This is a genomic window from Stenotrophomonas sp. Steno-Z4, from assembly GCF_056393145.1.
The window spans coordinates 1,170,415-1,190,816 of the sequence record NZ_JBWJPC010000001.1 but is presented as its reverse complement, the minus strand read 5'-3'; the positions used below and the strand labels follow the sequence as shown (position 1 = coordinate 1,190,816).

Sequence of the window (20,402 nt, the reverse complement as noted above, 5' to 3'; positions counted from 1 at the left end):
GATATGTATGCACGCGCTGCACGTCCCCCACGCTAGCCTGCGAGCCACTGAAAGGAGGGCGTGCATATGAAGCAGCTGGCAAGCGTGTTGGCATTCGGTATCGCAATCGCATTGGCGGGCTGCGACCGCCATCCAGAGCCCCCGTCGGCCGACGCCGACGCAGCGGTGGTGGAGCCGGCCGCAGACGCGACGGCACCTGCGGCACCCGCAACCACGGCCACTGCACCCGCCGCAGATGCTGCGACGCAGGGTCCTGCGCGCCTGGATGGGTATGGCCCGCTGACCCTGGGTGCCAGCCTGGACGAGGTCCGCACCGCCTGGAAGGAGCCCCTGCAGGGCGACGTTCCCGATGACTATTGCCACGCGCTGCGCCCGCAGGGCAGCCAGGCCGATGACGTGATCCTGATGATCGAGGGCAAGCGGCTGGTGCGTTACGACGTGCGCAACGACCGCATCGTGGCGCCGGGCGGTGGCAAGGTCGGCATGTCGCTGGGCCAGCTGCAGACGCTGTACCCCGATCGCGGCGACCTGACCCCGCACAAGTACGACGAGAAGGGCCACAACCTGCGCGTGCGCCCGGCCGCCGAGGGCGGAGCGATCGTCAACTTCGAGATCAACGGCGATGGCAACGTCACCGCCTGGCGGGTCGGCAAGACCCCGCAGGTGGATTACGTGGAAGGCTGCTCCTGAGCCACGGCACGGGGCCGGGTTGTACGCCGCGCCATGACTGGCCCTAGAATCGGGCCACGCCACCTGGGGATCCACTGATGATCGCTGCCACTGCCTGGTTCCTGTTGGGCCTGCTGCTGCTTGCACTCGGGGGCGACTCCATCGTCAAGGCCGCCTCCGGGCTGGCCCAGCGCTTTGGTGCTTCTCCTTTCGTGGCGGGGCTGCTGCTGGTGACCTTCGGTACCTCCCTGCCCGAGCTGGTGGTCAACGCCCGCGCGTTCGTGGTCGGCGCCGAGGAGCTGGCGCTGGGCAATGCGGTGGGCAGCAACATTGTCAACGTGGGCCTGACCCTGGCGCTGGCGGCACTTGCCGCGCCGCTGCTGGTGCGGGCACGCCTGCTCTCGCCGTTGCTGGTGCTGCTGGCGGTCGCCAGCCTGGCGCTGATCGTATTCGGGTTGGACGGGGTGATCGCGCGCTGGGAAGGCGGCTTGCTGCTGCTGGGCTTCGTTGGGCTGCTGGCCTTCGTGCTGCGGTACGGTCGGCGCGAATCCGAGCCGGTACGTGAAGCGATTGCCGGCTATGCGATGACCCGCACCGGCCTGTTCCTCAATGTGCTGCGGGTGGTGTTCGCCGCCGTGTGTCTCTACTACGGCGCGCGCTGGGTCGTGGGTGCCGCGCCGGTGATGGGCGCCAGCCTGGGCTGGTCGCCGCTGCTGGTGGGCCTGTTGCCGGTGGCCATCGGTACCGCGCTGCCGGAAGTCGCTGCCGCGATCATCGCCGCGCGCCGTGGCCAGGGTGACATGGTGCTGGGCCACGTGATCGGCTCCAGCCTGTTCAACCTGCTGGTCGTGGTCGGCGGCATGGCCGCGCTGCGCCCGCTGGCACTGCCCGAATCGTTCGTGAAGCTGGAGTTGCCGGCAGCGATCGCCTTCGTGCTGGTGCTGTACCCGATGCTCAAGGGCGACCTGACCATCAGCCGTCGCGAGGGCGGGATCCTGCTGGTGGCGTTCGTGGCGTGGATCGCGCTGGAGCTTGCGCTGATCGGGTAAGGACACGCATGGCGTGCCCCTACGACTCCGGGGGCGCGGTAGGATCCGTCCGCGTGGCGACGCGTTCCTCGTCATCGCGCCCCTCTGCCACATTGCGCGGCAACGGCGGCGGCAACTGCTCTTCCTTCGCGGTCTCGTGCCCGGGCAGGCTCGGCCGCTTTTCCATCATCAGCGACAGCGCCGCCTTGGCCATCATGTGCGCGCTGATCGGTGCGGTGATGAACAGGAACACGGTGATCAGCAGCTCGCGCGGCTGCGGGTCCTCGCCCAGGAAGATGTGGTACAGCACCGAACCGGCCAGCACGCAGCCCACGCCCAAGGTGCTGGCCTTGGTCGGCGCATGCAGGCGCTTGAAGAACGTGGACAGCTTCACCAGCCCCAGCGCGCCGACCAGGATGAAGAAGCAGCCAAACAGCAGCAGCAGCGACAGCGCGACCTGGATGAAGGTGATCATTCGACGATGTCCCGGCGCAGCACGAACTTGCTGAGCACCACGGTGCTGCCAAAGCCCAGCATCGCGATCACCAGCGCCGCTTCGAAATACACCGCCGAATTGAGGTACATGCCGAACAGCATCAGCTCGGCGATGGCGGTCACCGACAGGGTGTCCAGCGCCAGGATGCGGTCGGGCACGGTCGGGCCGCGCAGCAGGCGCCAGGTGGCCAGCAGCATGGCCAGCCCGACCACGTGCATGCACACGGCCATGGTGGTCTGGATGAAGGTGAAACCGGTCATGGGAAAATCTCCATCAGCGGGGCTTCGTAACGGTGCTTGATCTGCCGGATCAGTTCGTCGGGATCGTCCAGGTGCAGCACATGCACCAGCAGGTAGCGGCGATCATCGGACAACGCGGCCGACACCGTACCCGGCGTCAGGGTGATCATGCTGGTGAGCGCGGCGATGCCGTGGATGTTGGCGATGTCCAGCGGCAGCCAGATGAAGCCCGGGTGGATGCGGCGCTCCGGGCCCAGTACCTGCACCGCCACGCGGATGTTGGAGACCAGGATGTCCCACAGCGTCACGCAGATCAGCTTGGGCAACGGTCGCAGCGAGCCGATGCGCGCGAACTCGCGGTCCAGCCGCGCGGCGAACAGCGGCACCACCACGCCCAGCAGCATGCCGAGCAGGATCTGGCCCAGGGTGAAGCTGTCGGACATCAGCACCCAGAAGCCGGTGACCATCACGCTCAGCGAGGTCGAGGGGAACAGGCGGCGAAGGAACGGGCGGCGGCTCATGGCTGGCGGATCTCCGGCGTGGTCGCACGCAGTCCGCCCACGTAATCCTGCGGCGTGAGCAGCTGGGCGGCCATGGCGTCGGTGTACTGCATCAACGGGTTGGCGAACACGCTCATGCCGATGCCGTAGCAGAGCAGCAGCGCGGCGGCGAACAGCTCCACGGTGCGGGTGGGCGCCTTGCGCGGCGGGGGTACGCCCTCCTCCAGCACCGGCACCCGCCAGAACAGGCGGATGCCGCCGCGGGTGATGCCCACGATCACCATCAGGCTGCTGCCCAGCACCGCCGCCCATACCACGCCGGTGTACGCCGGCGGCATGCCGGCCAGCAGCGCCGCCTTGGCCAGGAAGCCGGACAGCGGCGGCAGGCCGGCCACCGACACCGCGGCGATCAGGAACAGCACCGCCGGGGTTTCCTTGCCGGGCATCGGCGCGATGATTTCCTTGCGATCACTGGCGCCACCGCGGCGGCGGCGGATCAGGTCGGCAATGAGGAACAGGGCGGCAGCCACGAACGTACTGTGCGGCAGGTAGTACAGCCCGGCCGACAGTACTTCCGGGGTGCGGACGGAGAAGGCGATGAACAGCGTGGCCGCGGAGACCACCACCAGGTAGGAGATCAGCACGCGCAGGCGCGCGGCGGCAAGCACGCCCAGCCCACCCAGGATCAGCGTGGCCACGCCGGCCCAGAACAGCCACTGGGAGCCATAGCCGGCCATGGCGCCTGCGTCTTCGCCGAACCACAGCGAGCTTACCCGCAGCATCGCGTACAGCCCGACCTTGGTCATGATCGCAAACAGCGCCGCCACCGCTGCCGGTGCGCGTGCGTAGGCTTCGGGCAGCCACAGGTACAGCGGCATCAGTGCGGCCTTGCTGCAGAACACCAGCAGCAGCAGGCCGAGCGTTGCCTTCACCAGGGTCAGGTGGGTGGGCGGCACCTCGGCGATGCGCTGGGACAACTCGGCCATGTTGAGCGAGCCCAGGGAGGCGTACAGCAGCCCCAGCGCGATCAGGAACAGGGTGGACGCGGTGACGTTGAACACCACGTAGTGCAGGCCGATGCGCATGCGCAGCCCGCGTCCGCCACTGAGCAGCAGGCCGTAGGAGGCGATCAGCATCACCTCGAAGAACACGAACAGGTTGAAGATGTCGCCGGTGAGGAAGGCACCGTTGAGGCCCACCAGCTGGAACTGGAACAGCGCATGGAAATGCGGTGCGCGCCGGTCCCAGCCCGAGCAGGCGTGCAGCAGGCACGGGATGGCCAGCAGCAGCGTGGTCAGCAGCATCCAGCTGGACAGACGGTCGGCCACCAGCGCGATGCCCAGCCGCGAGGGCCAGTCGCCCAGCAGGTACACCGCGATGGTCCCATCGGCGGTCTGCGCGAACAGCAGGGCCACCGACGCCGCCAGCGCGGCCAGCGTGGTCCAGGCCACCGTGCGCTGCACCTTGGGGCCGTAGCGGCGGTGTTCGACGAACAGCGAACAGGCCGCACCGAACAGTGGAATCAGGATGGGCAGGATCACCGCATGGTTCACGGGCCACCCTCCCGGCCGGGCGCGGTATCGGCCAGCTCTGCAGCCTCATCCTCGTGCGCGTCGACGTGATCGCTGTGGTTGTCGCTGCGGCTGCGCATGGCCAGCACGATGCTCACGGCAGTCATCGCAAAGGCGATGACGATGGCGGTCAGCACCAGTGCCTGCGGCAGCGGATCGGTGTAGTTGCCCAGCGTGCTGTCCACGCCTTCCTTCAGCACCGGCGCCTTGCCGGTGACCAGGCGGCCGCCGGAGAAGATCAGCAGGTTGGTCGCGTAGGACAGGAAGGTCATGCCGAGGATGACGTCGAAGCTGCGCGCGCGCAGCAGCAGGTAGATGCCGATCGCAGCCAGTACGCCGATCGCGCTTGCCAGGGCCAGTTCCATCAGTGGGTCTCCCCGGTACGTGCCGAACGGTTGTTGGGATCGATCTCGCCCTTGCGCGAGTTGCGGGTGCGCGACGGTTTCACCGTGCCCATCATCGACAGGATCAGCATCGCCCCGCCGAACACCACCAGGTACACGCCGGTATCGAAGCCGACCGCGCTGGCCAACGGCACCGTGCCGATCAGCGGCAGCTCCAGGTCCAGGTGCCCGCTGGTCAGGAACGGCACCCCGAACAGCATCGAGGCACAGCCGCTGACGATGGCGATGAGCAGGCCCGCGCCGATGCAACGGATGTAATCGAAGCCGAAGCGCGATTCCACCGAGGTGGTGCCCTGGATGACGTACTGGATCAGCAGCGGCACCGCCAGCACCAGGCCGGCGATGAAACCGCCGCCGGGCGCGTTGTGGCCGCGCAGGAACAGGAAGATCGATACCGTCAGCGTCAGCGGGAACATCACCTGGGCCAGGTCGGCCGGTACCGGCAGCTTGATCGGCGGGCCCGGCATGATCTGCTCCGGCGCCATCCGCGAACGCCGCAGCATGGCGTGCACCACCAGTGCGGCGATGCCGAACACGGTGATCTCACCGAAAGTATCGAAGCCACGGAAGTCCACCAGGATCACGTTGACCACGTTCTCGCCGTACGCTTCGGGCAGCGCACGCGCCAGCAGTTCGCCGGCCATGGTGTTGGGCGGCAGGGTCATCGCGCTGTAGGCCATGGCGGCCAGGCCGCCGCCACCGATCACCGCGATCAGTGCATCGCGGCGCTTGCGCCAGCGCGACTTCTCCGGCGGCGACTGCGCCGGCAGGTAGTTCATGCCCAGCAGCATCAGCACCAGCGTCACCATCTCCACCAGCAGCTGGGTCAACGCCAGGTCCGGCGCGGACAGGAACACGAAGGTCAGCGATACCATCAGCCCTACGCCACCGGCGACCAGCACTGCCAGCAGGCGCTGCCGATAGACGAACAGCGCGCCCAGCGCGCAGGCCATCATCACCGCCCAGAGCGCCCAGCCCAGCAACGGAATGGGCTGCGGCGAAGGCCAGTTGGGCGACACCGGATTGGCCACGAACGGGGCGGCGGCCACGATGATCGCCACCACCACCAGCGCCATCAGCATGCGCTGCAGGCTGCCGTTGGCCAGGCCCTGGGTGAGCCGGTGGGCGAAACCGAACACCAGGTCCAGCTGCTTGTGGAACAGGTTGCGCCCGATGGCATGGCTGACCACCGCATGCAGGTTGATCAGCCGGCGCAGGCCGAAGTACAGGGCGATGCCGCCCAGCACACCGGCGATGCTCATCATCAGCGGCATGTTGAAGCCGTGCCAGACCGACAGGCTGTAGGCCGGCATGGCCGGGCCCAGGATCGAGGAGGCTGCCGCGTGCAGGATCGGGGCCACGGTGATCGCCGGGGCCACGCCGACCGCCACGCACAGCACCACCAGGACCTCCACCGGCACCTTCATGAAGCGCGGCGGCTCGTGCGGCACCCGGTCCAGGTCATGCGGGCCTTCGCCGAAGAAGGTGTCATGCACGAAGCGCAGGCTGTAGGCCACGCCCAGCACGCCGGCCAGCAGCGCGGCGATCGACACGGCGATGCGCATGGGTTCCGGTCCCTGCGCGGTGATGGCCTCGGCGAACAGCATTTCCTTGGACAGGAAGCCGTTGAGCAGCGGAATGCCGGCCATGGCCAGCGAGGCGATGATCGCCAGCGCGCTGGTGAACGGCATCAACCGGCGCAGGCCACCGAGCTTGCGCATGTCGCGGGTGCCGGTTTCATGGTCGATGATGCCGGCGGCCATGAACAGCGAGGCTTTGAAGGTGGCGTGGTTTAGGATGTGGAACACGCCGGCCACCACCGCCATCGGCGTGGACAGGCCGAACAGCAGGGTGATCAGGCCCAGGTGCGAGATCGTCGAATAGGCCAGCAGCCCTTTCAGGTCGTGCTGGAAGATCGCGTTCCAGGCGCCGATCAGCAGGGTCAGCGCGCCGATCCCGCTGACCGTATAGAAGAACAGGTCGGTACCGGCCAGCGCCGGGTGCAGCCGGGCCAGCAGGAACACGCCGGCCTTCACCATGGTGGCCGAATGCAGGTAGGCCGACACCGGGGTCGGCGCGGCCATGGCATGCGGCAGCCAGAAGTGGAACGGGAACTGCGCGCTCTTGGTGAAGATGCCCGCCAGCACCAGGAACAGGGCCCACGGGTACAGCGGGCTGGCACGGATCACATCGCCGGCGGCCAGCACCGCATCCAGTTCAAAACTGCCGACGATGCGGCCGATCAGCAGCACGCCACCGAGCAGGGCCAGGCCGCCGCCGCCGGTGACCACCAGCGCCATCCGCGCGCCCTCGCGGGCATCCTGGCGGTGCGACCAGAAGCCGATCAGCAGGAACGAGCTGATGCTGGTCATTTCCCAGAACACCATCAGCAACAACAGGTTGCCGGAAAGCACCATGCCCAGCATGGCGCCCATGAACAGCAGCAGGTAGCAGTAGAAGCGGTGCGCGTTGTCCTTGGCGCTCAGGTAGTAGTGCGCGTACATCACCACCAGCGCGCCGATGGCCAGCACCATGCCGGCGAACATCCAGGCCAGCCCATCCAGCCGCACCGAGAAGGCCAGCCCGATCTGCGGCAGCCAGTCCCCGAAACTGCGCACCACCCCGCCATCAAGGATCGCGGGGGTCATCGTGGCGAGCAGCGCCAGCCCGCCCACAGGGGCGGCCGCGGCCAGCCAGGCGGCCGTGGCACGGGAACTGTGGCGGAACACAATGACCGCCACCGCCAGCAGGAAGGGCAGGGCGAGCAGCAGGAGAAGGCTGGGATTCATGCAGGGAATGCGGGATTCACGAGCAGGCCTTTCAGTCTAACAGGCGGGGATTTGTCGCCGATATACCCGATTACGCCACCAACTGCAGGCAACGTGCGTGATTCATCTTTTCGCTGTCGGCAGGGTGGTCCATTCGGGGTTGTTCAGGGCCGTATGGAAACGTTGCCGGCACTTTGCGCCATGAGTGATCTCGCTACCGTTCAGCCCAGCAACGACAGGGGCTCCGCCGGCCCATCAGCCACCGCGCAGATGAACGAAATACGATCCCCGGATCTCGTCCACGGCCATGCTGGACCCGCTGCCGTGCAGCAGGAGTGAGCATCCATTTCGTTCAGGTTGGGCGGTCAATACGCCAGGTCGAACTTCCGGTACGCCTTGGCCATCACCCAGGCCGGCCCGATCAGCAGATAGGTCAAATCGGTCAGGAAGCTGGGCTTGCGCCCCTCGAACTTGTGGCCGATGAACTGCGCGACCCAGGCCACCACGAAGACGCCCAGCCCCAGCCAGGCCAGGTTGGCCAGCCCGATCTCGGCTTCCAGCAGCCGGCAGGTGCAGCCGCATACAAAGAAGAAGGCGAGCATGCCCAGGCCCAACCGGCGCGACAGGCGGTTGTAGAAGCACCACGCGGTAAACATCGCCAGGCCGGCCCAGACCCCGTACTGGAACCAGGTGATCAGCGGCGGCAGGCACCAGAGCAGGGCAATGACCGACCACAGGATTGCCGGCACCGCCACCACATGGATGCGCTGGTTCAGCGTATTGCGGTGATCGTCTGAATAGCTGGCGAAATAGCGGTCGATGGGCCGCACAAGCTGGGTCGTCGTGGACATTGAGCCTCCGGAGTGACCACAGAATACTCCCGACAGCGGACGGGTAGGGCGGGGTGGGTAGAGCGGAGCGGGTAGAGCGGACTGTCAGTCCGCTGCTCCACCGCAGCCGACTAACAGTCGGCTCTACCGCCCAAGCCGACTAACAGTCGGCTCTACCGCCGCAGCCGACTAACAGTCGGCTCTACCGCCCAAGCCGGACTCTACCGGCGGCATCAATCCACCGAGATACCGGCCAGGCGCTGCAGCGCCTCGGCGTACTTGGCGCGGGTGCGTTCGATGATGTCCGCCGGGATGTTCGGGCCCGGGGCGGTCTTGCCCCAGTCCAGCGTCTCCAGGTAATCGCGGACGAACTGCTTGTCGTAGCTCGGCGGGCTGGTGCCCACTTCGTACTCGTCGGCCGGCCAGTAGCGCGAGGAATCCGGCGTCAGCATCTCGTCCATGATGTACAGGCGGCCATCGGCATCGGTACCGAACTCGAACTTGGTGTCGGCCAGGATGATGCCGTGCTCGCGGGCGTAATCGGCGGCGAACTTGTAGATGCGCAGGGTGGCATCGCGCACGCGCTCGGCCAGGTCCGCGCCGACCGCCTTCACCATCGCATCGAAATCGATGTTCTCGTCATGGTCGCCCACGGAGGCTTTGGTCGAGGGGGTGAAGATCGGCTCGGGCAGCTGCTCGGCCTGGCGCAGGCCGTCGGGCAGTTCAATGCCGCTGACCTTGCCGGTGCGCTGGTAGTCCTTCCAGCCGCTGCCGATGAGATAGCCGCGGGCGATGGCTTCCACCGGTACCGGCTTGAGCTTGCGGGTCACTACCGCGCGCTTGGCATACAGCGCTGCGTCCACGCCGTCGGGCAGCACGCTGGCCACGTCGATGCCGGTGAGGTGGTTGGGCATCAGGTGCGCGGTCTTGGCGAACCAGAAGTTGGACACCTGGCAGAGCATTTCACCCTTGCCGGGAATCGGATCGGGAAGCACCACGTCGAAGGCCGACAGACGGTCGGTCGCGACCATCAGCAGGTAGTCCCCCGGCGGCGTGCCGGCGGGCAGCCGTTCGCGCGGAATGTCGAAAACATCACGCACCTTGCCGCGATGGCGCAAGGGCAGGCCGGGGAGATCGGATTGCAACAACGTGGTCGGCACGGGCACTCCTGGGGCTTCGTCGAGACGGCTGTCCAGGGCACCCGGAGGGCCCGCAGGGACAGCGGGCGGCCTAGTGTAAAGCGGGTTGGGGCCGCTGTGACGTAAAATGAGGTTCCTTTGTTGCCCCGGCCGCCCCGACGACCATGCGCTGGTACGGAAAACTGCTTGGATTCATCGCCGGCGCCCTGCTTTTCAGGCCCAATCCGCTGTTTGGTGCCGTGGTCGGCCTGCTGATCGGCCATGCCTTCGATGCCGACTGGTTCCGGCTGAACAGGGAGAACCCGTACCGGGAGCTGGGGCTGACCTCCGAGGCCACCGATGCCGAGATCGACCTGGCCTACCGGCGGCTGATGTCCCAGTACCACCCCGACAAGGTCGTCGGCGCCGCCCCCGAGCTGCGCCAGCAGGCCGAGCGCAAGTCGCGCCAGCTCAACGCCGCCTACGACCGCATCAAGACCCTGCGCAAGCGCTGAGCGCGCGCGGCCCCCTCTCTACGTCCTGAAGGCCCCGGCCATGTCCAACTGCATCATTGCCCCCTCCATCCTGTCCGCCAACTTCGCCCGCCTCGGCGAAGAGGTGGACAACGTGCTCGCCGCCGGTGCCGACTGGGTGCATTTCGACGTGATGGACAACCATTACGTGCCGAACCTGACCATCGGCCCGATGGTCTGCCAGGCGCTGCGCAAGCATGGCGTGACCGCCCCGATCGACGTGCACCTGATGGTGGAACCGGTGGACCGCATCATTCCGGACTTCGCCGAGGCCGGCGCGACCTATATCAGCTTCCACCCCGAGGCCAGCCGCCACGTGCACCGCACCATCCAGCTGATCCGCTCGCTGGGCTGCAAGCCGGGCCTGGTGCTCAACCCGGGCACCCCGGTGGACATCCTGGACTGGGTGCTGGACGACCTGGACCTGGTGCTGCTGATGTCGGTCAACCCCGGTTTCGGCGGCCAGGCCTTCATTCCCTCTGCGCTGGACAAGCTGCGCGTGGTCCGCCAGAAGATCGATGCGAGCGGCCGCGACGTGCGCCTGGAGATCGACGGCGGGGTGAAGGCCGACAACATCGGCGCGATTGCCGCGGCCGGCGCCGACGCCTTCGTGGCCGGCTCGGCGATCTTCAACGCACCGATCAGCTACAAGGACGTGATTGACCAGATGCGTCATAACGTAGCCAAGGCGCGGGGCTGAACATGGGTGCGCCGGCGCTGCAGATCCGCGAGGCCACCGCTGCCGATGCCGCGCTGATCCTGCGCTTCATCCGCGAGCTGGCGATCTACGAAAAGGCCGAATCGTCGGTGCAGACCGACGAGGCGGGCATCGTCGCCAGCCTGTTCAGCGAGGGCGCCAAGGCGCGCGCGCTGATCTGCGAAACCGGTGGCGAGGCGATCGGCTACGCGGTGTATTTCTACAACTACTCTACCTGGCTGGGCCGCAACGGCGTTTACCTGGAAGACCTGTACGTGAGTCCGGCGCAGCGCGGCAGTGGCGCCGGCAAGGCGCTGCTCAAGCACATCGCCCGCATCGCAGTGGCCGAAGGCTGCGGCCGCTTCGAGTGGTCGGTGCTGGACTGGAACGAACCGGCGATCCGGTTCTATGAGGCGGCCGGCGCCAAGCCACAGAGCGAGTGGACGGTGTACCGCCTCGAGGGAGAAGCCCTGAAGGCGTTCGCGCAATCCCGGTAGGTATCGACCGTTGGTCGATACGGAACTGCAAGCGGAAAAAAAAAGACCGCACTCTTGCGAATGCGGCCCTGGGAATAGCGGGAGGCTGATCCTGCCTCCATCCATCGTCCCTGCTATGGACTTCCATTCTCCGGGCGATCAGTGACCGTTTGATGACGTTCACTGCCCCTGAGCCACCGGGCTGATAGCCTGCGCCTCCCCCTCCCATGGAAGTGCGGTATGCGTGGTCCTCGCTGGCGTCTGATCCTCAATGGCAAGTCCACGGGCAACGTCGAGCTGCGCGAGGCGGTGCATGCGCTTCGCGAGCAGGGGGTGACGATCGAGGCCCGGGTCACCTGGGAAGACGGCGACGCCGAGCGTTACGTGGCCGAAGCCATCGAGCACGGCGTGGACACCATCATCGCCGCCGGTGGCGACGGCACCCTGAGCGAAGTGGCGGAAACCCTGGCCCACCGCGACGAGGCGGCGGATGCGCTGCCGACCCTGGGGCTGGTGCCGCTGGGTACCGCCAATGATTTCGCGACGGCCGCCGGCATTCCCGAGGAGCCGATCCAGGCGCTGCAGATGATCCTGGCCCAGCCGGCATGCCCGCTGGACCTGCTGCGCATCGACGCCGACGGTGACCTGTGGTGGTGCGCCAACGTGGCCAGCGGCGGTTTCGGCACCGAAGTGACGGTGGAGACCGACGAGGGCCTGAAGAAAGTGCTCGGCGGGCTGGCCTATCTGGTGACGGGCATCTCCCGGCTGGGCCGGATCGAACCCATCCAGGCCCGGCTGCGCACCCCGGACTTCAACTGGGAGGGCGGGTTCATCGCGCTGGGCATCGGCAACGGCCGCCAGGCCGGCGGTGGCCAGGTGCTGTGCCCCGAAGCGCTGGTCAATGACGGCCTGCTCGATCTCACCGTGATCCCGGAGCTGAGTGGCGAAGTCGCCTCGACGCTGGGCGCATTGATCCGTGGCGGCAAGCAGGGCGCGCTGGAGCAGGTGGCCGAGCGCACCCGCGCGCCGTGGGTGGAAATAGACGCCGACGAACCGATGACCCTCAACCTGGACGGCGAGCCGGTTCGCGCGCGCCGCTTCCGCGTCGACTGCGTGGCAGCACGCGTGCGCATGCACCTCCCGCTCGACAGCGCGCTGCTGCAGTAGGCGGTTGCCGCACCGCTCGCGGTAGAGCCGGGCGCTGCCCGGCTGCTCAGAGCAGCGGAATATCCTCTTCCCTGGTCGGGAAGCCAAACGCCTCCCGCTTCTTGCGAATGTGCTCAGGCATCGGCGGACGCGGGATGTTGCGCGCGATCAGCCATTGCTGACATTTCTTCTGCCACGGCAGAAGATCGGGCGTGGTGACACCCCAGTAAATTTCCTCAACCATCAACTGTCGCGATGGAAGGTTGGACCCAGCAGGCGGGCGCGACGGGATGGTCGGGTCTGCGCCATGCTCCAGCAGCCAATAGGCAGAATCAAATCCACCTCGGCTGGTGTACCAGCTCAGAACGGTGTCATCTCCCTTGCTGAGGTTGGATTCGTTGATGTCCGCGCCGTGCTCCACCAACGTCTGGATGTTCTTCCATTGATTGCCGCTGAGAAACGCCTGAAGCATCAGCGTTTCGTTGGCAGAATTGCGCGTGTTTGGATCTCCACCATGCTTCAGGAGCAACTCCAGAAATCGCGTGTCTTCCATCTTCGCGGCGTAGACCATCGCGTTGTTGAAGTGAATCTCCCTGCCGTTCATCTGTTTCACTTCGCGCGCATTCGGATCAGCTCCGTTGTCGAGCATCGCGCGCAATCCTTCCACGCTGCGGGTGCGAAGCGGCCATGCCAACAGTGGAATTCCGTCACGCTTGGCAAACTCGACGTCCGGGTCGACCCCCTTGTCCTTGATCAAGCGTCGCACTTCGTTGGCATCACCGCGTTCACTGGCATTGGCCAAAGCCAGTGCGTTGCCTTCGAAAGACTGTGCTGCGCCGTGCGGAGATGATGCTGCACAACCACTGACCATAAGCACAGCCAGGAACGCCATGACGGCGAGTGCAATCTTCTCGACAACGGTCGTTGCACGGGGCGGAAGTAGTCTCAACTCTGGTGCTCGAAAGGGTGCAGGTTGGGCAGATATTCAGAGAAGAGGGACGTCCTCTTCTTTCGTTGGGAAACCAAAGGCTTCACGCTTCTGCCGGATGCCATCCGGCATGGGCGGCCGTGGAATATCCCGAGCGACGAGCCACTGCTGACACTTCTTCTGCCAGGGCAGGAGATCTGGCGTGGTCACACCCCAATAGATGTGCTCCGCCATGATCATTCGACTGGGCTTGCCCGATGTTTTGGGCGGGGTAAACATGATCGTCGGATCCGCACCATGCTCCATCAACCAGTACGCATGTTCGAAGGCGCCGCGAGTGGTATACCAGCTCAACACCGTATCGGCGCTTCCCCGATTCGCCTCATTGATGTTCGCGCCATTCTCGACCAGGAGTTTGATGTTCTTCCACTGATTGCCAGAAATGAAGGCCTGGAACAACAAGGTCTCGTTGGCAGAATTCCGAGTGTTGGGATCCCCGCCATGCCTGAGCAGCAGCTCAAGGAAGCGTGGATCGTCCATCTTGGCGGCGTAGACCATCGCGTTGTTGAAGCGGAGTTCGCGACCCTCCACTTGCTTCACCTCACGCGCGTTCGGGTCGGCGCCGTTGTCCAGAAGTGCGCGCAGTCCGTCAAGATTCCCTGCGCGGAGGGGCCATGCCACCAAAGGAATGCCGTCGCGCCTGGCGAAGACACTGTCGGGATCGACCCCTTCATTTTTGATCAGGCGGCGAATGGTTTGCATATCGCCGGTTTCGGTCGCTGTAGCCAACTCCAATGCCTTTCCATCGAAGTAGTCGCCGGCGGCATGTGTAGACGATGCAGCGCATCCATTTACCAGGAAAAGTGTGAGCCATGCCGCACTTATGATGGTTTTTGTCATCAAGTTGTGAAGACTGATGCGCATGATCGTCCTGATGTTGAACCCCTGAAGGGGTGACATTAGCAAACTGTTCTGCTATTCGATAAGAAGCGCGGCTCGGGGGGGATCGCGCACCTTCACTGCGCAATGGAGCTTGCCATGAGCGGTCCCGATATTGAGGCGCGCGCCCGCGCTATCCAGGAACAAAACCTTCTTGTTCAACAGTTGCGTGAAAGCGGCAACGATAACGAAGCGAATCGTCTGCAGGAAACCTATCATGCGCGGGAGATGTCTGGTCTTGCCGCGGATGTCTACCTTTCTGCGAAGCGGGATGGATCGCCACCCACCGGTTGGACCCGAGCGACGAGCGACCCTGCCGCCCTCCGCGCTGCAGGTATAGACATGACCGACGACCAGGTGAGGGACTTCCTTCAGCCGCCCCAGTCTGGCTTCCGTGCCGAGATCTATATTCCCGACAAGCGTGTGTTCGGTGACGACGCCAAACCTGTGGTCGTATACAAGGGGTCAACCGGCAAGATCATCGATCCATTCGCACCGGGCGGGTGGCGCGAGTCGGGCGGGGAAGACTTCCTCAACAATGGTCAGCAGGGCATTGGCATGCGTAGCGATTACTATGATCGCGCCATGGATCTTGCGACCCAGATGAATGACCGGGTCGGCGGCAACTTCGAAATCGCCGGCCACTCCCTCGGCGGCGGCATGGCGTCCGCCGCCTCTGCCGTCACCGGCGCCCGCGCCACTACTTTCAACGCCGCCGGTCTGCACCCGGATACGCCGGCGCGCTATGCCAAAGACAACGGCCTGCCCACCTTCAACCCGCAGCAGACCGTACACACCTACCAGACCAGCGGTGAGGTGCTCAACGATGTGCAGAACGGGATGCAGCGCCTCAACGAACAACAGCGACACGCCTACGGGCTGCTGGCCAACGAAGCCAGCATGCTGATGCGCGAGCCGCTGATGCAGGCCAAGGTGGCCGAGAAGATGCGCGAGATGCTGCCGCCCGGTGCGCAGACCGCAGCCGCGCAGTTCGTCGAACAGTTGGCCACCAAACCGGGCTACGAGGCCCTTCGCGATATCCCGGTCGCGGCGGGGCGCATGGAATTGGTGCTCGATCCCAAGACCCGCGATGCGCAGGAGCGGCTGGTGGATCGCGCGCGTACCGATGCCCCCAGCCAGGTAGCCGAGCTGGCCGGACCGTTGTCCAAGGTGCTGCACTCGGCCGCGCATGGCATGCACAACGGCCGGGTAGTGGGCGAAGTGGTGGAGAAGGGCGGGGCAACCGCCGCCCACGTCCTTGACCGCACCGGCGACGCCGTGGAGCAGGTCGCCCGCGTGCAGGGCATGGTGGTGGGCAAGGTAGTCGACATGGGCTCGACCACGCTGCAGGTGAGCGCCAAAGCCACCACCACCGTGTATGCCCAAGGCCGCGAACTGACCGGGATGATCGAGTCCACGGCGCATCGCGTGGAATCGCGCGCGCAGTCCGGCATTCTGTCGGTGGCCTCATGGGGCGCCGGCAAGCTGGGGTTCGACAACGTCGCCAGGGATCTCGACAGCCGCGCCGATGCTGTACACGCCGCCGGACAAGCGCGCGCCACTGCCGCAACTCGCGATGCCCGGGAGGACGCCGATGCGGCCCGCACCGCCGGCCAGCGCACCGCCGAGAGCATCGACCGTGACGGCCAATGGGTGGCTGGTAAGCTTCAGAATGGGTATGCCACGGCCGGCGCCTATGTCGACCAGGGCTATGACTTTGCGGCGCACCACATCAAGAACACCACGGCGCAGGCGCCGGCGGTGTTTGCCTCGGTTGGCGGGGCAGTGGCGGGCCTTCGCGGCGCGGCCGCTACCTACGTACCCACGGCGCTGACGCCGCAGAACGTCGGCAACATCATCGAGACCAAGCGCCTGGTCGAAAACATCGGCCCGGCATTTGGCGAGGCTGTGCAGCGCCACGGGATGAAGGAAACGGTCATTCCCAGCCTGGACGCCGAGCTCATCAAACAGGAAGCGCAGGCCCGCGCGCTGCTGGAACAGCACGAACGCATCCAGCACCCGGCGGAGAAGCACGCCGCCGTCGCGCCCAAGCCCTCCACGCTGGTGGTCGGCATCAATGATCCCGGCCACAGGCAGTACCACATGTTCCAAGGCGCCCAAGCCGGGGTGCACGGCATTGATGCCGCCCACAACCGCGTGCCCGACCTGCAGAGTGACCAGCTGGCCGGTGCGCTGGCGGCCAAGGCCACGCAGGAGGGTCTGGAACGCATCGAGCGGGTCGTGCTCAGCGAGGACCGCACCCGCGTGTTCGCGGTAGATACCCAGGACCTCACCTCCGTGCACCGCCACCTGGCCCAGGTGGACGTGGTGGCCGGCCGGCAGCAGCCGCTCAGCGTGAGCACCGAGCAGGTGGCCGAGGTCAACCGCCAGCAGGAACGTGCCGCTGCTGCCCCGGTGCTGGTGGCTGACCTGGGCGCCGAACAGCAGCGCGAGCAGGAGCAGCAGGCCGCCCGGCGGATGGGATGAGGCGGGACGGGTGGGTGCTGGAACCGGCGGCGGCCGCTGGAACGGCGGGCCCGGCGGGAACGCTTGAACGGCTGGAACGACTGGAACGACTGGAACAGCCGCAACGGCTGGACCGGCTGGACCGGCTGGAACGAGGGTAGCGCCGACTGTTAGTCGGCGGCTTGACCGGGCAGCCGACTAACAGTCGGCGCTACCTCCGCCACCTCCGCCTGAGGCCTTTGTCCATCCGGCCGCGCCACGGCCCGGGTTCCATCCGGTGCCGCCAATGCGGTACAGTCCCCGGGTGTCCATTCTGACGACCCCGCATACCCTTTCTTCCGCTCGCCGTTGGTGGCGATGGTGGCCTGTTGCCGTCGTCCGTCCCGCCACCGCCGTTTCCCGGAAGGAAAGTCGTCTTGATCACGCTCGAGCAGTTCCAGCAGCAGGCCGCTGAAGGCCACACACGCATCCCCGTCGTCCGTGAAGTGCTGTCCGACCTGGACACGCCGCTTTCGGTCTATCTGAAGCTCGCCGACGGGCCGCATACCTACCTGTTCGAATCGGTCGAAGGCGGCGAGCGCTTCGGGCGCTATTCCATCATCGGCCTGCCGGCCCGCCGCGTGTACGCCTTCCACGGCCATACCCTGACCGTCAGCGAAGCTGGCCAGGTGGTGGAAACCCGTGAGGTGGCCGACCCGTTCACCGAAGTGGAGGCGCTGCGCAGCGCCCATTCGGTGCCCAAGCTGGCCGGCCTGCCGGGCTTCACCGGCGGCCTGGTGGGCTGGTTCGGGTTCGAGTGCATCGGCTACATCGAACCGCGCCTGGCCCCGCCGCGCGGCCGCGACGAGCTCGGCACCCCGGACATCCTGCTGCTGCACTCCGAAGAACTGGCGGTGTTCGACAACCTCAAGGGCCGCCTGTACCTGATCGTGCACGCCGACCCGGGCCAGCCCGGTGCGTGGGACGAGGCGCAGGCGCGGCTGGACGGCCTGGTGGCCAAGCTGCGCGCCCCCGGCGCGGGCTACCCGGTGCCGATCACCCGCGACGTGCTGGACGAGAACGACTTCGTGTCCGGCTTCACCCGCGAAGGCTTCATTGCCGCCGTGGACAAATCCAAGGAATACATCGGCGCCGGCGATATCTTCCAGGTGGTGCTCAGCCAACGCCTGAGCGTGCCGTTCAAGGCGCGCCCGGTGGATGTATACCGTGCGCTGCGCGCGCTGAATCCGTCGCCGTACATGTATTTCCTCGACACCGGCGATGTGCAGGTGGTCGGCTCCTCGCCGGAAATCCTGGTGCGCCTGCAGGACGGGGAAGTGACCGTGCGCCCGATCGCCGGTACCCGCCCGCGCGGCGCCACGGTGGAAGAAGACAACGCGCTGGAAGCCGAACTGCTGGCCGATCCGAAGGAACGCGCCGAGCACCTGATGCTGATCGACCTGGGCCGCAACGACGCCGGCCGCGTGTCCAAGGCCGGCACGGTGGAAGTAGGCGAGCAGTTCGTGATCGAACGCTACAGCCACGTCATGCACATCGTCAGCGAAGTGACCGGGCAGCTGCAGCCGGGCCTGAGCTACGCCGATGTGCTGCGTGCCACGTTCCCGGCCGGCACGGTCAGCGGCGCGCCGAAGATCCGCGCGCTGGAAGTGATCCGTGAGCTGGAGCCGATCAAGCGCAATGTCTACGCCGGCAGCATCGGTTACATCGGCTGGCACGGCGATGCCGACACCGCCATTGCGATCCGCACCGCGGTGATCAAGGACGGCCGCCTGCACGTGCAGGCCGGCGCGGGCATCGTCTACGACTCGGACCCGGGCAAGGAATGGGACGAGACCATGAACAAAGGTCGCGCGCTGTTCCGCGCCGTCGCCCAGGCCGCCAAGGGCCTGTAAGTCACCCGGTTGCCGGCCAACGGCCGGCGCTACCGATTCCGTATTGCATCCTTGATTCCAGGAATTTGCCATGTTGTTGATGCTCGACAACTACGACAGCTTCACCTACAACCTCGTGCAGTACCTGCAGACGCTGGGTGCCGATGTAAAGGTGGTGCGCAACGACGCCCTGAGCGTTGACGAGATCGCCGCGCTCGCGCCCGAGCGCATCGTGATCTCACCCGGCCCGTGCACGCCCAACGAAGCGGGCGTGTCGCTGGAGCTGATCCGGCGGCTGGGGCCGACCACGCCGATCCTGGGCGTGTGCCTGGGCCACCAGGGCATCGGCCAGGTGTACGGCGGCGATGTCATCCGCGCCGGCACCATCATGCACGGCAAGACCTCGCCGATCCGCCACCTGGGCAAGGGCGTGTTCGCCGGCCTGCCGGACCGCTACCAGGCCACCCGCTACCACTCGCTGGTGGTGGACAAGACCACGCTGCCCGACTGCCTGGAAGTGACCGCCTGGACCGAGAACGAGGACGGCACCATGGAAGAGATCATGGGCCTGCGCCACCGCGAACACCCGGTGGAAGGCGTGCAGTTCCACCCCGAATCGATCCTCACCGAGCACGGCCACGCCCTGCTGAAGAATTTCCTGCAAAGGAACCCCGCATGACCTTCTCCCCCCAGGAAGCCCTGCAACGCACCATCGAGCACCGCGAAATCTTCTTCGACGAGATGGTCGACCTGATGCGCCAGGTGATGCGCGGTGAAGTCTCGCCGGTGATGACCGCGGCGATCCTCACCGGCCTGCGGGTCAAGAAGGAAACCGTGGGCGAGATCGCCGGTGCGGCCACGGTGATGCGCGAGTTGGCGCTGTCCGTGCCGGTCGAAGACCGCACCCACCTGATCGATATCGTCGGTACCGGGGGTGATGGCTCGCATACCTTCAACATCTCCACCTGCGCGATGTTCGTGGTGGCGGCGGCGGGCGCGAAGGTCGCCAAGCATGGCAACCGCAGCGTCTCGTCCAAGTCCGGCAGTGCCGATGCGGTCGAAGCACTGGGCGCGATCATCGAGCTGCGTCCGGAGGAGGTGGCCCGCGCGATCAGTGAAACCGGCATCGGCTTCATGTTCGCCCCGATGCACCACCCCGCCATGAAGGTGGTGGCCCCGGTGCGGCGCGAAATGGGCGTGCGCACCATCTTCAACATCCTTGGCCCGCTGACCAACCCGGTGGGCGCCACCAACGTGCTGATGGGCGTGTTCCATCCCGACCTGGTCGGCATCCAGGCACGCGTGCTGCGCGAGCTGGGCGCCGAGCGCGCCATGGTGGTGTGGGGCCGCGACAACATGGACGAGATCTCGCTCGGCGCCGGTACCCTGGTCGGCGAGCTGCGCGACGGCAAGGTGCGCGAATACGAGATCCACCCCGAAGACTTCGGCATTGCCATGTCGGCCAGCCGCAACCTCAAGGTGAGCGGGCCGGAAGAATCCATCGCGATGCTGCGTGGGGTGCTCGATGACCAGCCCGGGCCGGCGCTGGACATCGTGGCGCTCAATGCCGGCGCGGCGCTGTACGTGGCCGGCGTGGCCAGCAGCATCGCCGACGGCCTGGCCCGTGCCCGCGCGGCCATCGCCGACGGCAGCGCACGCCAGCGCATGCAGGATTACGTGGATGCGACCCAGCGCATCCGCCGCGCGGGCTGAGCCCGATTTC

General features: G+C 66.4%; 20 protein-coding genes. 10 read left to right on the top strand and 10 right to left on the bottom strand.

Annotated elements, in window-relative coordinates; genetic code table 11:
• Positions 1–66 precede the first annotated feature (66 nt).
• Together AC06E7_RS05290 and AC06E7_RS05285 are read left to right on the top strand one after the other, a co-directional pair.
• The gene (locus AC06E7_RS05290; RefSeq protein ID WP_478063350.1) at positions 67–690 is read left to right on the top strand and encodes a hypothetical protein; all 624 of its coding nucleotides are present in this window, start codon (positions 67–69) and stop codon (positions 688–690) included.
• A 77-nt stretch (positions 691–767) separates the two neighbouring features.
• On the top strand, positions 768–1,718 hold the full coding sequence (locus tag AC06E7_RS05285; protein WP_217538307.1) for a sodium:calcium antiporter: 951 nt from the start codon (positions 768–770) through the stop codon (positions 1,716–1,718).
• A gap of 19 nt (positions 1,719–1,737) precedes the next feature.
• Here AC06E7_RS05285 and AC06E7_RS05280 read toward each other — a convergent pair whose 3' ends face one another.
• From AC06E7_RS05280 to AC06E7_RS05245, 8 genes are all read right to left on the bottom strand, one after another.
• Positions 1,738–2,172, bottom strand: a complete 435-nt coding sequence (locus AC06E7_RS05280) for a Na+/H+ antiporter subunit G (RefSeq protein ID WP_478063348.1) — start codon at positions 2,170–2,172, stop codon at positions 1,738–1,740.
• Positions 2,169–2,453, bottom strand: a complete 285-nt coding sequence (locus AC06E7_RS05275; protein WP_068854300.1) for a K+/H+ antiporter subunit F — start codon at positions 2,451–2,453, stop codon at positions 2,169–2,171. Before AC06E7_RS05275 ends, AC06E7_RS05280 begins: the two co-directional genes overlap by 4 nt.
• Entirely contained in the window at positions 2,450–2,953 is a 504-nt protein-coding gene (locus AC06E7_RS05270; protein ID WP_068854299.1) for a Na+/H+ antiporter subunit E, read from the bottom strand. Before AC06E7_RS05270 ends, AC06E7_RS05275 begins: the two co-directional genes overlap by 4 nt.
• On the bottom strand, positions 2,950–4,485 hold the full coding sequence (locus AC06E7_RS05265; protein WP_478063346.1) for a monovalent cation/H+ antiporter subunit D: 1,536 nt from the start codon (positions 4,483–4,485) through the stop codon (positions 2,950–2,952). Before AC06E7_RS05265 ends, AC06E7_RS05270 begins: the two co-directional genes overlap by 4 nt.
• The gene (locus tag AC06E7_RS05260; RefSeq protein ID WP_068854297.1) at positions 4,482–4,868 is read right to left on the bottom strand and encodes a Na+/H+ antiporter subunit C; all 387 of its coding nucleotides are present in this window, start codon (positions 4,866–4,868) and stop codon (positions 4,482–4,484) included. The genes AC06E7_RS05265 and AC06E7_RS05260 overlap by 4 nt, the downstream gene beginning before the upstream one ends.
• On the bottom strand, positions 4,868–7,696 hold the full coding sequence (locus AC06E7_RS05255; RefSeq protein WP_478063344.1) for a monovalent cation/H+ antiporter subunit A: 2,829 nt from the start codon (positions 7,694–7,696) through the stop codon (positions 4,868–4,870). The genes AC06E7_RS05260 and AC06E7_RS05255 overlap by 1 nt, the downstream gene beginning before the upstream one ends.
• Before the next feature lie 344 nt (positions 7,697–8,040).
• Positions 8,041–8,526: an Mpo1 family 2-hydroxy fatty acid dioxygenase gene (locus AC06E7_RS05250; protein WP_095363152.1), complete on the bottom strand. Its 486-nt coding sequence runs from the start codon at positions 8,524–8,526 to the stop codon at positions 8,041–8,043.
• 212 nt (positions 8,527–8,738) lie between these two features.
• The gene (locus tag AC06E7_RS05245) at positions 8,739–9,665 is read right to left on the bottom strand and encodes a phosphoribosylaminoimidazolesuccinocarboxamide synthase (protein ID WP_478063343.1); all 927 of its coding nucleotides are present in this window, start codon (positions 9,663–9,665) and stop codon (positions 8,739–8,741) included.
• Between the two features lie 143 nt (positions 9,666–9,808).
• Between AC06E7_RS05245 and AC06E7_RS05240 the strand changes: the two genes are divergently transcribed.
• The 4 genes from AC06E7_RS05240 to yegS all read left to right on the top strand — a co-directional run bounded on the left by AC06E7_RS05240 (position 9,809) and on the right by yegS (position 12,496).
• Positions 9,809–10,138, top strand: coding sequence for a J domain-containing protein (locus AC06E7_RS05240; RefSeq protein WP_095363151.1), 330 nt, complete (start codon positions 9,809–9,811; stop codon positions 10,136–10,138).
• Positions 10,139–10,178: 40 nt separating this feature from the next.
• Entirely contained in the window at positions 10,179–10,856 is a 678-nt protein-coding gene (gene rpe / locus AC06E7_RS05235) for a ribulose-phosphate 3-epimerase (protein ID WP_068854293.1), read from the top strand.
• Positions 10,857–10,858: 2 nt separating this feature from the next.
• Entirely contained in the window at positions 10,859–11,350 is a 492-nt protein-coding gene (locus AC06E7_RS05230) for an N-acetyltransferase family protein (protein ID WP_478063341.1), read from the top strand.
• Positions 11,351–11,569: 219 nt separating this feature from the next.
• Positions 11,570–12,496, top strand: a complete 927-nt coding sequence (gene yegS / locus AC06E7_RS05225) for a lipid kinase YegS (RefSeq protein ID WP_426804932.1) — start codon at positions 11,570–11,572, stop codon at positions 12,494–12,496.
• 46 nt (positions 12,497–12,542) lie between these two features.
• On the opposite strand, the gene AC06E7_RS05220 is transcribed toward yegS, so the two are convergent.
• Both AC06E7_RS05220 and AC06E7_RS05215 read right to left on the bottom strand, forming a co-directional pair.
• Positions 12,543–13,367 (bottom strand): ankyrin repeat domain-containing protein, encoded by an 825-nt coding sequence (locus tag AC06E7_RS05220; protein ID WP_478063339.1) that lies wholly within the window; start codon positions 13,365–13,367, stop codon positions 12,543–12,545.
• 93 nt (positions 13,368–13,460) lie between these two features.
• Positions 13,461–14,327 (bottom strand): ankyrin repeat domain-containing protein, encoded by an 867-nt coding sequence (locus AC06E7_RS05215; RefSeq protein ID WP_478063337.1) that lies wholly within the window; start codon positions 14,325–14,327, stop codon positions 13,461–13,463.
• A 102-nt stretch (positions 14,328–14,429) separates the two neighbouring features.
• On the opposite strand from AC06E7_RS05215, the gene AC06E7_RS05210 reads away from it, so the two are divergent.
• The 4 genes from AC06E7_RS05210 (at position 14,430) to trpD (ending at position 20,392) form a co-directional block, all read left to right on the top strand.
• On the top strand, positions 14,430–16,829 hold the full coding sequence (locus AC06E7_RS05210; RefSeq protein ID WP_478063336.1) for a Tle-like phospholipase domain-containing protein: 2,400 nt from the start codon (positions 14,430–14,432) through the stop codon (positions 16,827–16,829).
• 395 nt (positions 16,830–17,224) lie between these two features.
• Positions 17,225–18,700 carry an anthranilate synthase component I gene (trpE, locus tag AC06E7_RS05205; protein ID WP_478063334.1) on the top strand — a complete coding sequence of 492 codons (1,476 nt, stop codon included), beginning with the start codon at positions 17,225–17,227 and terminating at the stop codon, positions 18,698–18,700.
• Between the two features lie 70 nt (positions 18,701–18,770).
• The gene (locus tag AC06E7_RS05200) at positions 18,771–19,358 is read left to right on the top strand and encodes an anthranilate synthase component II (protein WP_068854287.1); all 588 of its coding nucleotides are present in this window, start codon (positions 18,771–18,773) and stop codon (positions 19,356–19,358) included.
• A complete protein-coding gene (gene trpD, locus AC06E7_RS05195; RefSeq protein ID WP_307105797.1) occupies positions 19,355–20,392 on the top strand; it encodes an anthranilate phosphoribosyltransferase in 1,038 nt (345 codons plus the stop codon). The genes AC06E7_RS05200 and trpD overlap by 4 nt, the downstream gene beginning before the upstream one ends.
• Positions 20,393–20,402: the final 10 nt, after the last annotated feature.

Bases quoted from the DNA above. Each gene is read 5' to 3' on its own strand.
- AC06E7_RS05290 (WP_478063350.1), top strand. From the start codon at position 67: ATGAAGCAGCTGGCAAGCGTGTTGGCATTCGGTATCGCAATCGCATTG.
- AC06E7_RS05285 (WP_217538307.1), top strand. From the start codon at position 768: ATGATCGCTGCCACTGCCTGGTTCCTGTTGGGCCTGCTGCTGCTTGCA.
- AC06E7_RS05280 (WP_478063348.1), bottom strand. From the start codon at position 2,172: ATGATCACCTTCATCCAGGTCGCGCTGTCGCTGCTGCTGCTGTTTGGC.
- AC06E7_RS05275 (WP_068854300.1), bottom strand. From the start codon at position 2,453: ATGACCGGTTTCACCTTCATCCAGACCACCATGGCCGTGTGCATGCAC.
- AC06E7_RS05270 (WP_068854299.1), bottom strand. From the start codon at position 2,953: ATGAGCCGCCGCCCGTTCCTTCGCCGCCTGTTCCCCTCGACCTCGCTG.
- AC06E7_RS05260 (WP_068854297.1), bottom strand. From the start codon at position 4,868: ATGGAACTGGCCCTGGCAAGCGCGATCGGCGTACTGGCTGCGATCGGC.
- AC06E7_RS05255 (WP_478063344.1), bottom strand. From the start codon at position 7,696: ATGAATCCCAGCCTTCTCCTGCTGCTCGCCCTGCCCTTCCTGCTGGCG.
- AC06E7_RS05250 (WP_095363152.1), bottom strand. From the start codon at position 8,526: ATGTCCACGACGACCCAGCTTGTGCGGCCCATCGACCGCTATTTCGCC.
- AC06E7_RS05240 (WP_095363151.1), top strand. From the start codon at position 9,809: ATGCGCTGGTACGGAAAACTGCTTGGATTCATCGCCGGCGCCCTGCTT.
- rpe (WP_068854293.1), top strand. From the start codon at position 10,179: ATGTCCAACTGCATCATTGCCCCCTCCATCCTGTCCGCCAACTTCGCC.
- AC06E7_RS05230 (WP_478063341.1), top strand. From the start codon at position 10,859: ATGGGTGCGCCGGCGCTGCAGATCCGCGAGGCCACCGCTGCCGATGCC.
- yegS (WP_426804932.1), top strand. From the start codon at position 11,570: ATGCGTGGTCCTCGCTGGCGTCTGATCCTCAATGGCAAGTCCACGGGC.
- AC06E7_RS05220 (WP_478063339.1), bottom strand. From the start codon at position 13,367: ATGGCGTTCCTGGCTGTGCTTATGGTCAGTGGTTGTGCAGCATCATCT.
- AC06E7_RS05215 (WP_478063337.1), bottom strand. From the start codon at position 14,327: ATGCGCATCAGTCTTCACAACTTGATGACAAAAACCATCATAAGTGCG.
- AC06E7_RS05210 (WP_478063336.1), top strand. From the start codon at position 14,430: ATGGAGCTTGCCATGAGCGGTCCCGATATTGAGGCGCGCGCCCGCGCT.
- AC06E7_RS05200 (WP_068854287.1), top strand. From the start codon at position 18,771: ATGTTGTTGATGCTCGACAACTACGACAGCTTCACCTACAACCTCGTG.
- trpD (WP_307105797.1), top strand. From the start codon at position 19,355: ATGACCTTCTCCCCCCAGGAAGCCCTGCAACGCACCATCGAGCACCGC.